Below are 11,038 nucleotides of genomic sequence, written 5' to 3' on the forward strand. Positions count from 1 at the left end.
TTACAGGGCCGCGAACACCACGACGCCCTTCTTTTTCAGCCAGCGGTACAGCCACACACAGGCCAGCAGTGTCAGCACGGCAAAGATGCCCATGTACGCCGCCGCGCCCAGACGCTGCCCCGCCAGCAGGAAGCCGAACAGCAGCACCAGCGCGTAGCCCCAGCCGCCCAGAAGGGTGATGGCCACGCAGGCGCTCTGCTTGATGGGCGCCAGCTCGCTGGTCCAGTGGAGGTGGGGCATCTTCAGGCCCAGCGTCAGCCCCAGCAGGGCCGAAAACGCCACGAACAGCAGGGTCAGTACCGCCATCAGCGCTGTCTCCGCCGCCGCCATGGGCAGCGCGATGACCGCGCACACCAGGCACACCAGCACCGGTATGGCCGTCAGCAGCAGCTGGAACCGCAGCTTGGCCCGCAGCACCTGCCACGGCGTCACCGGCAGAGACTGGAGCAGCCACAGGCTCTTTCCCTCCAAGGACACGGAGGGCGCCGCCATGTCGTTCATGGCCGCCAGCATACACAGCGCCGCCGTCAGCATCACCGACAGGTACGCTCCCGCCTCGGCCCCCAGAGCCGCGCCCAAAGCGGCGCGGATGTCGGGCCCCTTCCACAGCAGGGTGAAGCCCGCCAGCGGCATCAGCAGGACGCCCATCCCGCAGTTGAGCATGTAGTTGGGGCTGGCGGTGAAGCGGCGCAGCTCCTTGCTCAGCAGCGCCGACGACACGGAGCGGCGCACCGCCGCCCTCTCCCGATAGGCCCGTTTGGCCGACTGGCCGGTGGCGGTGGCGATCCGGATGAAGCTGCGGCGCAGCAGGACCCACAGTGCCGCAAACAGTGCCAGTATCACCGCCGAGACCGTCAGCATGGCCGTAATGTCGCCGGTGCCCACCCTGCCCAGCAGGTACAGCGGATAGGCCGCGCCCTTGATCCGTGCGCCGTAGACGGCGGCGCTGCGCAGCAGCTCCTGCAGCAGGTCCTCGGCCTTGAAATAGAAGAAGTAGTAAGCGCCGAAGAACACCAGCGACAGTACCACAGTGATGAAGCTCTTATTTTTCAGCTTCTGGCTGATCTTGGCCACCAGCCAGCCCAGCGCACAGGACAGCGCCAATACGAACACGGACAGCAGGAATACCAGCAGCACGCCGCCGATCACGGCGGCGGTCGGTGCAGGCGTGGCCGCCCAGTAGACGATGACCGCCGGCAGCATCACCACGCCGCTGTACATCAGGCCCATCAGGTACACGCCCAGCAGGCGGGATGCCATCAGGGTGTTGACGGGGATGGGCATGCTCAACAGCAGGTCGTTGTCCTTGGCCAGATACAGCCCGGAGTAGGTGTTGAACACGCTGCCGAAGGCGCCCAGCAGCGTGGCCAGCAGGGCCATCAGCGCGAAGTACAGCCAGTCCAGACCCGCGGCGGTCAGCGGCGTACACAGAGCCGCGGACAGGACCGTGAACATGCCGCCCAGGATCACCACCATCAGCACCGCGAACAGCACGATGTAGGCGGCCACCGCCGCCTTGGAACGGGCCTTGTTGGTCTTGGGGTTATAGAAATAGTTGCGGAAGATCTCCGTCAGCTGCTTTTTCAGAAGGACGCTCAGCATGTCTCGTCCTCCAGTTCCAGGAACACCTGCTCCAGAGAGTCGTCACCCTTGACCTCCTCCATGGTGCCGGAGCGGATGAGGCGGCCGCCCTTGATGATGGCCACCTTGTCGCACAGCTTCTCCGCCACCTCCAGCACGTGGGTGGAGAAGAAGATGGCCCCGCCCTGATCGCACAGCTCCCGCATCATGCCCTTCAGCAGGTGGGACGCCTTGGGATCCAGACCCACGAAGGGCTCATCCATAATAACGAGTCTGGGCCGGTGCAGCCAGGCGGCGATAATAGCCAGCTTCTGCTTCATGCCGTGGGAATAGGCAGCAATGGGCTGGGCCAGGTCGTCCGTCAGCTCGAACCGCGCCGCGTAGTCGCGGATGCGGGCCTGCCGGTCTGCCGCGCTGACGCCGAAGATGTCGGCGATAAAGTTCAGATATCTGATGCCGCTCATGAATTCGTAGAGGTCGGGGTTGTCGGGGATATACGCCAGCTCCCGCTTGCAGGCCAGCGGCTCGGTCTGGATGGAGCGGCCGTTGATGGTGATGTTCCCCTCATCGAAGGGCAGGATGCCCACCGCCGCCTTCAGCGTGGTGGTCTTACCGGCGCCGTTGTGGCCGATGAAGCCGTAGATCTCTCCGGCCTGGATGTGCAGGCTCAGATCATCTACGGCTTTCTTATCGCCGTAAGTCTTGGTCAGGTGCTGGATCTTCAGCATAATACTCTCCTCTGTGCCGCGCCGCCAACGGGCGCGGACGGTCCAATGGATGGTCGCATACGAGTTTATTATACGGGCTGCCCCCCGCCCTGTCAACACAGCGGGCAGGAAAAGCGGTGCGCTCCCTGAAAACGGAAGCGCACCGCCGCGTTATGCCTTGACGGGGAACGTGACGCGGATCTCCGTGCCCTTTCCCAGCTCGCTTTTCAGTTCGATGACGCCGTGGTGATACTGGACGGCGTGCTTCACGATGGACAGCCCCAGGCCCGTGCCGCCGGATGCCTTGGAATGGCTCTTGTCCACGCGGTAGAACCGCTCGAACACACGATCCTGCTGGTCGGCGGGGATGCCGATGCCCGTATCCCGCACCATGACGGCGGCGGTACCGCCGGTACACGATACCGACAAGTCCACGCGGCCGCCGGTAACGTTGTACTTAATGGCATTGTCGCACAGGTTATACACGATCTCGTACAGCAGGCGGCGCACGCCCTCCAGCTCCGCCGGCTGACCCTCCACCGTGACGGTCACGTCACGGGCCGCCGCCGCAGTCTGGAGATTCTCCGCAGCCTCCCGCGTCACCTCCAGCAGGTCCACGGTCTCCGTTGGCATGGGCTCGCCCTCGTCCAGCTGGGACAGGCGGATGATGTCGCCGATCAGCGTCACCAGACGCTGGGCCTCGGAGCGGATATGTCCCACAAAGCGGGGCACATCCTCCTGCTTCACCATGCCGTTTTCCAGCAGCTCCGCGCTGCCGATGATACCCTGCAAGGGCGTTTTCAGCTCGTGGGAAACGTTGGCGGTGAACTCCCGCCGGTTCTGCTCGGCAAAGGCGCGCTCCGTCACGTCGAACACCAGCAGCACCGTGCCCGCTGTACGGCCCTCCGTCTGGATGCGGCTGATGTCGAATTGATACTCTCTGCCGCCGCGCCGGCCGCGGAACTCGCTGTGGCCCTCCTGCGCCGCAGTGCGCAGGCCGTCGCTGAGGGATACATCGCGGTCCACCGTCAGGATATCCTGACCCACACAGGCGTTGTCGGTGCCCAGCAGGCGCTGGGCCGCCGGGTTGATGCTGAGGATGGCGCCGTTCTCGTCCAGCAGCACCAGGCCCTCGTTCATGCTGCCGGTGATCTGCTGGAATTCCTCGGCCCGCTGCTTCAGTTCGTCCATCTGCCGGCCGATCTGGCGGCGCTGGTGCTCCATCCGCCGCAGCAGGGGCGCCAGCTCCTCATAGGTATCGTTCTCCAGAGGGTTCTCCAGATCCAGGCGGTTCAGAGGCTCGGTGATTCGCTTGGCCAGCCGTCCGGCCAGCACGCCGGACAGGATCAGCACCGCGATGACCAGCAGCAGAAGCGGCTGCAGCATATTCAGCATCAGCACCCCCGCCGTCACGCGGACGGAGGACAGGCGCAGCACCGTGCCATCCGGCAGGAGCTTGGCGTAGTATACCGTCTTTTGCAGCAGGGTACTGCTGTACCGGCTGCTCTCGCCCTCACCGTAGGCCAGCGCCTGCCGCACCTCCTGCCGCTGGGCGTGGTTCTCCATGGCGGAGGCATCTGCCTGGGTATCGTACAGCACGGCGCCGTCCGCCGCCACCCAGGTGATGCGGTACTGGTCGGACTCCAGTTGGCGGAGGTAGTCCTCACCGCTCTGGGTCACGCCCACCGCCGCCAGGCTCAGTTCGTCCCGCAGCTGGGACTCCTGCACGCGGCCAAAGTAGCTGTACAGCACGCCCATCACCAGCGCCAGCGCCGCCAGCAGCACCACCACGCCCACCAGCAGTGTGGACCGGAAAATACGTCTTGTCATGGTATTGTTCACAGCTGCGCCCTCCATCGATAGCCCACGCTGCGCACCGTTTCGATATGCTCGCCATAGGCCCCCAGCTTCTGCCGCAGGGTGCGGATGTGCATGTCGATGGTGCGGCTCTCGCCGCAGAAGTCCATGCCCCACACCTGCTCCATCAGCTGGTCGCGGGTAAAGGCCGTACCCATATGGGACAGGAACAGCCGCAGCAGCTGGAACTCCTTGTACGTCAGCTCCACCCGCACGCCGTCAGCGGTGACGGTGTGCTCCTTGGTATCCACGGCAAGGCCGCCGCAGCGCAGCACCTGCTGCTGTACCGGCCTGCACCGGCGCAGCACCGCCTTGACGCGGGACACCAGCTCCATGACGCCGAAGGGCTTGGTCAGGTAGTCGTCCGCTCCCAGATCCAGCCCCAGTATTTTGTCATACTCCGCGCCCTTGGCCGTGGCCATGATGACGGGGATATCCCGCAGAGCGGGGTCGGCCTTCATGCGGCGCAGCAGCTGGATGCCGTCGATCTCCGGCAGCATCACGTCCAGCACCACCAGCTCCGGCCGGTCCTTCTCCAGCGCCGCCCAGAAGGCCGCGCCATCGGCAAAGCCCTCCGCGGAAAAGCCCGTGGAGTTCAGTGCGTATACTTCGATATCCCGAATACTGGCGTCGTCCTCCACGCACCAGATCATGGGTCATCCCTCCTTGTGTACGCCGGTGACGGAGAACTCCACCCACTCGGCGATATTTGTGGCATGGTCGCCGATGCGCTCCAGATACTTGGCGATCATCAGCAGATCCAGGGCCGTGCCGCCCTCCGCCGGATCGTTGGCGATGCGTTGGATCAGCGCCTGCTTGACCTGTTCGAAGTAGTCGTCCACCGTGTCGTCGTGGGCGATGACCTGCTCCGCCAGCTCCACATCCTGCCGCACGTAGGCGTCCACGCTGTCGCTGACCATGCCGATGGCGGCCTCCGCCATCTTCTGCAGCAGCACGTGGCTCTCCGCCGGTACGTCCGTCAGATACAGTACGATCTCGGAGATGTCATCGGCCTGGTCGCCAATGCGCTCCATGTCCGTGATCATCTTCAGGGCCGCGGAGATACGCCGCAGGTCGCCGGCCACCGGCTGCTGGTGCAGCAGCAGCCGCAGGCACAGGTTCTCGATGTCCCGCTCCTTCCGGTCGATCTCCCGATCCAGTGGCGGCACCTGCTGGGCCAGCGCCTTATCCCCCGTGGTCAGGGCCTTGGCGGCCAGCGCGATCACGCGCTCGCACAGCGCGCCCATCTCGATCAGTTCCCGATGCAGCTGGGCCAGCTGCTCATCAAAGCGGCTCCTCATCAACCAAACCTCCCCGTGATGTAATCCTCGGTCTTTTTCTGGGACGGCGTGGAGAATATGCGCTCCGTGTCGTCGTACTCGATCAGCTCACCCAGCAGGAAAAACGCGGTACGGTCCGAAATACGCAGCGCCTGCTGCATATTGTGTGTGACGATTACAATAGTGTACCGTTTTTTCAGCTCAATTGCAAGCTCCTCTATTTTCGATGTGGAGATGGGGTCCAGCGCCGACGTGGGCTCATCCATCAGCAGCACCTGCGGCTCCACCGCCAGCGCCCGGGCGATACACAGGCGCTGCTGCTGGCCGCCGGACAGGCCCAGTGCGTTTTTCCTCAGCCGGTCCTTCACCTCGTCCCAGATGGCTGCCGAACGCAGGGACTGCTCCACGATCTCATCCAGCTTAGCGCGGTTGCGCACGCCGTGGGTACGGGGCCCGTAGGCCACGTTGTCGTAGATACTCATGGGGAACGGGTTGGGCTTCTGGAACACCATGCCCACCTGCCGCCGCAGCTCATTGACATCCACATCGGGTGCAAAGATGTCCCTGCCATCGTAGCGCACCGTACCCTCGATGCGCACGCCCGGCACCAGATCGTTCATGCGGTCCAGCGTCTTAAGGAACGTGGACTTGCCGCAGCCGGACGGCCCGATCAGGGCCGTGATGCTCTTTTCCGGTATCTCCATGCTCACATGGTGCAGCGCCTGGGTACTGCCGTACCACAGGTTCAGATCCTCCACCGTGATGATATCGCTCATAGGCTCCTCCGTTTCTTGAAATAGCGTCCCGTCAGGCTGGCCGCCAGATTGATGAGCAGCGCCAGCGCCATCAGGATGGCGGCGATGGCGAAGGCCACATCGAACTCACCCTGCTCCTTGGCGTAGACGTACAGTGCCACCGACAGCGTAGCGCCTGCGCCCTGCAGCGTTTCGCCCAGACTGCCGTACAGCGCGTGGGCGAAGCCTGCGGTATAGAGAAGCGCCGCCGTCTCGCCCAGAATGCGGCCCACCGCCAGGATGCAGCCGGTGATGACGCCGTCCACGCAGCCCGGCAGCACCACCGTCCGGATGGTACGCCACTTCCCTGCTCCCAGGCCGAATGCGCCCTCGCGGTAGCTCTGGGGTACGGTCTTCAGGCTCTCCTGCGTGGTGCGCATGATGGTGGGCAGGTTCATGATCACCAGCGTCATAGCGCCGGCGATCAGGGATTTCTTCATACCCAGAAACTGACAGAAGAACATCTGGCCCACCAGACCGTAGATGATGGACGGGATGCCGGACAGCGTCTCCGCCGCGTACTCAATGACCGCCACCAGCTTCCGGTTGCCCGCGTACTCCGTCAGGTACACCGCCGCGCACACACCTACCGGCAGGACGATCAGCAGCGTGGTCAGGACCATGCAGACGGTGCTGATGATGTCCGGCAGGATGCCGATGGTGTCGTCCAGATAGCTGGGCTTGGTGCTCAGCAGCTGCCACGACAGGTTGGGCACGCCCTTGGCCAGCACGTAGATGATGAGGAACGCCGCCAGCGCGCAGGTGATGACCGCGCACAGCACCATCAGTCCCCGCATCACAGCGCCCCAGACCCTGCGGCGGGCGGTAAAATTCGTCTTGTCCATGTCTTACCTCTCCTTACTGCGCTTCAGGAAGAAATTCAGCGCCGCGTTGATGAGCATGATGAACAGGAACAGCACCAGCGCGATGGAAAACAGCGCCTGCCGCTGCAGGCCCGCCGCCGCGTACCCCATCTCGCTGGCCACGGCGGTGGTCAGGAACCGCACGCTCTCAAACAGCTTCGGCATATTGGGCACGTTGCCGGACACCATCATCACGGCCATGGCCTCGCCGATGGCGCGGCCCACACCCAGCACCACCGCTGCCGCGATACCGCTGCGGGCGGCGGGAACGGACACCTTGAACCATGTCTCCGTGGCCGTGGCGCCCAACGCCAGCGATGCGTCCTCGTACTCCCGCGGCACCGCCTCCAGTGCCGTCATGGCCACGTTGATGACGGACGGCAGGATCATGATGGCCAGCACGATGATGGCCGCCAGCAGACCGGAGCCGTCAGGAATGTGGAATAGCTTCCGGATGCCCGGCACCAGCACCAGCATGCCCACCAGGCCGTACACCACCGACGGGATACCCGCCAGCAGGCTCACCGCCGAGGACACCACCGCTTTCAGACGCGGCGGCGCCATTTTCGCCAGAAACACGGCTGTCATGAATCCCACCGGTACGCCCAGCAGGATGGCCCCTGCCGTGCCGTACACGCTGGTGAGGATGAAAGGCAGGATGCCGAACTGGGGCGTGGCCGCGTTGGAATCCCACACCTTGCCGAACAGGAACTTCACCAGTCCGATCTCCCGAATAGCGGGGATGCCGGAAATGATGAGGTAGACTGAGATCAGCAGCACACAGCCCACCGTTACCAGACCCATCAGCAGGAACCAGCCGTGTATGGCGTTCTCCAGAACTCGTTTTGCTTTCATGTGCGTACCTCCGCATACGGGGCAAGGCGGCGCCCGTCGCCGAGCGTCGCCTGCCGCGCCTTACTTTCAGTTGGCCGCTACTGCGCCGGCCTTGGCGATGATGTCTGCCGCATCAGCGGAGGTGGCGTAGTCGAAGAAGGACTGTGCCGCAGCGGAGAGGGCCTTGCCCTCCACCGTCACCAGCACGAAGGGACGCTGCACCTGATAGCTGCCGTCCTTGACGGTGGTCTCGCTGGGGGTGACGCCGTCCACACTCAGGGCCTTCACGCTGTCCTTGATGGCCGCCAGAGAGGCGTAGCCGATGGCGTCGGGGTTCTGGCTCACGGCGGTGATGACATCGCCGGTGGAGGTCAGCTCCTGACGGTACTGGCACTTATCCTTGGTGCCGGTGATGGACTCGAAGCCGTCGCGGGTACCGCTGGCCGCCTCGCGGCCGATCAGGACCACCTCGGCATCGCTGCCGCCCACGTCCTTCCAGTTGGTGATCTCGCCGGTGTACAGCTTGGCGATCTGCTCGATGCTCAGGTCGCTGACGGGGTTGTCGGGGTGGACGATGATGGCGATGCCATCGTAGGCCAGCACGGTTTCCTTCAGGCCGGCCGCCTTCTCCTCGTCCTTCAGGGCGCGGGAGGAAAGGCCGATGTCACAGGTGCCCTCCTGCACGGCGGTGATGCCTGCGCCGGAGCCGGTGGGATTGTAGTTGACGGTAACGTCCTTGTTGGCCGCCATGTAGGACTCGCTCAGCGCGCCGATGACCTTCTCCATGGAGGTGGAACCGTCGGTGGAGACGGTGCCGCTGACAGAGGCGGCAGGGGTATCGCTGGCGTCGCCGCCGTTGTTGTTGTTGCTGCTGTTGTTATCGGTCTGATTGCCGCAGCCGGCCAGCAGAGCCAGCGCCATGACAGCGCTCAGTGCAAATGCAAGGATCTTTTTCATACTCGTACCTCGTTTCTTATTTGATTTCGGATGTCCCTTACAGTTCACAGAATACGGCGGGCAGGTAAAATGAAAAAGCGTCCTCGTGTAAAATCCACGTAAAATCGCCCATCCGGCCAAAAAAAGGCAGAAATATCCCCCATGCTGCTGCACGGGGGATGTTTTTTGTCCTTATACGCGGACGATGTAGCCGTCCTTTCTTTTTGCCGCTTCGTTAATGGCGCCCGCCGGATAGCCCAGCGCGATACTGCCGACGCCCCGCAGCGTTTCCGGAAGGCCCCATGCCTGTAAAAGCGCCTTGCCCTCTTCGCTGTCGAAGATCTCCCGCTCTCTGTGTACCCAAACGGAGCCCAGGCCCAGGGATGCGGCGGCCAGCATCATATTCTCCAGCACGCAGCTGCCGTCCTCCACAAAGGTATTGGCCGTGCCGTCCGCCAATACGAGGATGATGACCGGCGCTCCATAATAGGGGTCGGAGTCGCTGCCCAGCACCGCCGCGTTCAGCTCAGAGATCTTCTGGCGATAGCCCTCGGACGTCACGGCGATGATGGTCGGAGACTGGCGGCCGCGGCCGGTAGGCGCGTAGGTCCCCGCCTCCAGCACCGCCTGCAACAGCTCCTCCGGCACGGCATCGGGGCGATATGCGCGGACTGTCCTGCGGGACTTGATGGTTTGCAGCACTTCGTTTGTCATCAGCGTTCTCCTTTCTCTGCGGCAGCCGGATCCGGCCGCCGCCATCCTGTGTCGTTTCCCCGTGCAAAAAGCGCAGGGAGAGGCCCTGTTACAAAGCCTCTCCCCTGCGTAATTTCATACGATCAGCGGCAATTACTTGCCCATGTTCATCTGAGCAGCGACCTCAGCGGCGAAGTCCTCCTGCTTCTTCTCGATGCCCTCGCCGGTCTGGAAGCGCACGGCGTCCACGAACTTCACGGAGCCGCCCAGCTTCTTGGCAGCGTCGGCCACGTACTTTTCCACGGAACCCTGGAAGATGTCGCTGCGGACGAACTCCATCTGCATCAGGCAGTTCTCCTCGTAGAACTTGTTCATCTTGCCCATGACGATCTTTTCCTTCACGGCCTCGGGCTTGGAGGCCATCTTGGGATCGGTGTCCATCAGGGCCAGAGCGATCTTCTTCTCCTCAGCCAGCACCTCGTCGGTGACCTGAGCCTTATCCCAGAAGCGGGGGTTCAGGGCCGCGATCTGCATGGCGATGTTCTTGCCGATCTCGGTGGCGTCGATATCGCCCTCCACGGCCAGATTCACCAGCACGCCGATCTTGCCGCCGGCATGGACATAGCCCACGCTGGTGTTCTCGGCGAAGCGGACGAAGCGGCGGATCTGCAGGTTCTCACCGATGGACATGACCTTCTCGGGCATGGTCTCGGAGACGCTCAGATCGCTGTTCAAGTACTTGCAGTTCATCAGAGCATCCACATCGGCGGGATTCTGCTCGGCGATGACCTTGGCGATGTCCTTCACAAAGGCCACGAACAGGTCGCTCTTGGCGCAGAAGTCGGTCTCGCAGTTGACCTCCACCACGACGCCCACGCCGTTCTCGGTGAGTGCGTAGGACATGCCCTCGGCGGCGATGCGGCCGGCCTTCTTGGCAGCCTTGGCCAGACCCTTCTCACGCAGCCACTCAACAGCCTTATCCATATCGCCATCGCACTCGACGAGCGCCTTCTTGCAGTCCATCATGCCCACGCTGGTCATTTCGCGCAGGGTCTTTACATCAGCGGCAGTAAAAGCCATTTTTATATCCTCCTGTAAAATATGATTGAAAAAGGGGCAGGGACACTTCCCTGCCCCGTGAGATACGCGGTGTGATTCCGGACTTACTCAGCGTCCTTGGCCTCGGCGGCCTCCTCGTTCTGCTCGCCCTGACGGCCCTCGATCATGGCGTTGGCCATCACGGAGGCGATCAGCTTAATGGCGCGGATGGCGTCATCGTTGCCGGGGATGGGATAGTCGATCTCGTCGGGATCGCAGTTGGTATCGGCGATGGCCACAACGGGAATGCCCAGACGGTGCGCCTCGGCGATGGCGTTGCGCTCCTTGCGGGTGTCCACGATGAACAGAGCGCCGGGCAGCTTCTTCATTTCCTTCACGCCGCCCAGATACTTCTCCAGCTTCTCGATCTCGCCCAGGTGCTTGATGACTTCCTT

The 11,038-nt window shown here is 63.3% G+C and carries 12 protein-coding genes; all 12 read right to left on the reverse strand.

The annotated features are described in order from the left end of the window. The gene (locus ACZM22_RS09610; RefSeq protein WP_489543894.1) at positions 1 to 1,602 is read right to left on the reverse strand and encodes a hypothetical protein; all 1,602 of its coding nucleotides are present in this window, start codon (positions 1,600 to 1,602) and stop codon (positions 1 to 3) included. After that, the gene (locus ACZM22_RS09615; RefSeq protein WP_484437427.1) at positions 1,596 to 2,309 is read right to left on the reverse strand and encodes an ABC transporter ATP-binding protein; all 714 of its coding nucleotides are present in this window, start codon (positions 2,307 to 2,309) and stop codon (positions 1,596 to 1,598) included. The genes ACZM22_RS09610 and ACZM22_RS09615 overlap by 7 nt, the downstream gene beginning before the upstream one ends. A gap of 150 nt (positions 2,310 to 2,459) precedes the next feature. Next, positions 2,460 to 4,118 (reverse strand): sensor histidine kinase, encoded by a 1,659-nt coding sequence (locus ACZM22_RS09620; RefSeq protein ID WP_489543895.1) that lies wholly within the window; start codon positions 4,116 to 4,118, stop codon positions 2,460 to 2,462. A gap of 8 nt (positions 4,119 to 4,126) precedes the next feature. Further along, on the reverse strand, positions 4,127 to 4,798 hold the full coding sequence (locus tag ACZM22_RS09625) for a response regulator transcription factor (protein WP_489543896.1): 672 nt from the start codon (positions 4,796 to 4,798) through the stop codon (positions 4,127 to 4,129). 3 nt (positions 4,799 to 4,801) lie between these two features. Then, on the reverse strand, positions 4,802 to 5,446 hold the full coding sequence (gene phoU, locus ACZM22_RS09630; RefSeq protein ID WP_489543897.1) for a phosphate signaling complex protein PhoU: 645 nt from the start codon (positions 5,444 to 5,446) through the stop codon (positions 4,802 to 4,804). Next, positions 5,446 to 6,201, reverse strand: coding sequence for a phosphate ABC transporter ATP-binding protein PstB (gene pstB / locus ACZM22_RS09635; protein ID WP_489543898.1), 756 nt, complete (start codon positions 6,199 to 6,201; stop codon positions 5,446 to 5,448). Before pstB ends, phoU begins: the two co-directional genes overlap by 1 nt. Further along, complete coding sequence (gene pstA, locus ACZM22_RS09640; protein WP_489543899.1) at positions 6,198 to 7,064, reverse strand: phosphate ABC transporter permease PstA; 867 nt, start codon at positions 7,062 to 7,064, stop codon at positions 6,198 to 6,200. Before pstA ends, pstB begins: the two co-directional genes overlap by 4 nt. 3 nt (positions 7,065 to 7,067) lie before the next feature. Further along, entirely contained in the window at positions 7,068 to 7,937 is an 870-nt protein-coding gene (gene pstC, locus ACZM22_RS09645) for a phosphate ABC transporter permease subunit PstC (RefSeq protein WP_489543900.1), read from the reverse strand. A 66-nt stretch (positions 7,938 to 8,003) separates the two neighbouring features. Next, positions 8,004 to 8,873 carry a phosphate ABC transporter substrate-binding protein gene (locus tag ACZM22_RS09650; RefSeq protein WP_489543901.1) on the reverse strand — a complete coding sequence of 290 codons (870 nt, stop codon included), beginning with the start codon at positions 8,871 to 8,873 and terminating at the stop codon, positions 8,004 to 8,006. A gap of 171 nt (positions 8,874 to 9,044) precedes the next feature. Then, positions 9,045 to 9,566 (reverse strand): nitroreductase family protein, encoded by a 522-nt coding sequence (locus ACZM22_RS09655; protein WP_489543902.1) that lies wholly within the window; start codon positions 9,564 to 9,566, stop codon positions 9,045 to 9,047. A gap of 132 nt (positions 9,567 to 9,698) precedes the next feature. Then, on the reverse strand, positions 9,699 to 10,625 hold the full coding sequence (gene tsf / locus ACZM22_RS09660; RefSeq protein ID WP_489543903.1) for a translation elongation factor Ts: 927 nt from the start codon (positions 10,623 to 10,625) through the stop codon (positions 9,699 to 9,701). 83 nt (positions 10,626 to 10,708) lie between these two features. Then, positions 10,709 to 11,038: 30S ribosomal protein S2 (gene rpsB / locus ACZM22_RS09665; protein WP_489543904.1), on the reverse strand; the 330-nt coding region annotated here is incomplete at its 5' end.

The organism is Vescimonas sp., from assembly GCF_057856985.1.

Coding starts and splice junctions, on each gene's coding strand:
- ACZM22_RS09625 (WP_489543896.1), bottom strand. CDS start 4,798: ATGATCTGGTGCGTGGAGGACGACGCCAGTATTCGGGATATCGAAGTA.
- ACZM22_RS09620 (WP_489543895.1), bottom strand. CDS start 4,118: ATGACAAGACGTATTTTCCGGTCCACACTGCTGGTGGGCGTGGTGGTG.
- pstC (WP_489543900.1), bottom strand. CDS start 7,937: ATGAAAGCAAAACGAGTTCTGGAGAACGCCATACACGGCTGGTTCCTG.
- ACZM22_RS09650 (WP_489543901.1), bottom strand. CDS start 8,873: ATGAAAAAGATCCTTGCATTTGCACTGAGCGCTGTCATGGCGCTGGCT.
- ACZM22_RS09610 (WP_489543894.1), bottom strand. CDS start 1,602: ATGCTGAGCGTCCTTCTGAAAAAGCAGCTGACGGAGATCTTCCGCAAC.
- phoU (WP_489543897.1), bottom strand. CDS start 5,446: ATGAGGAGCCGCTTTGATGAGCAGCTGGCCCAGCTGCATCGGGAACTG.
- tsf (WP_489543903.1), bottom strand. CDS start 10,625: ATGGCTTTTACTGCCGCTGATGTAAAGACCCTGCGCGAAATGACCAGC.
- pstA (WP_489543899.1), bottom strand. CDS start 7,064: ATGGACAAGACGAATTTTACCGCCCGCCGCAGGGTCTGGGGCGCTGTG.
- ACZM22_RS09655 (WP_489543902.1), bottom strand. CDS start 9,566: ATGACAAACGAAGTGCTGCAAACCATCAAGTCCCGCAGGACAGTCCGC.
- ACZM22_RS09615 (WP_484437427.1), bottom strand. CDS start 2,309: ATGCTGAAGATCCAGCACCTGACCAAGACTTACGGCGATAAGAAAGCC.
- pstB (WP_489543898.1), bottom strand. CDS start 6,201: ATGAGCGATATCATCACGGTGGAGGATCTGAACCTGTGGTACGGCAGT.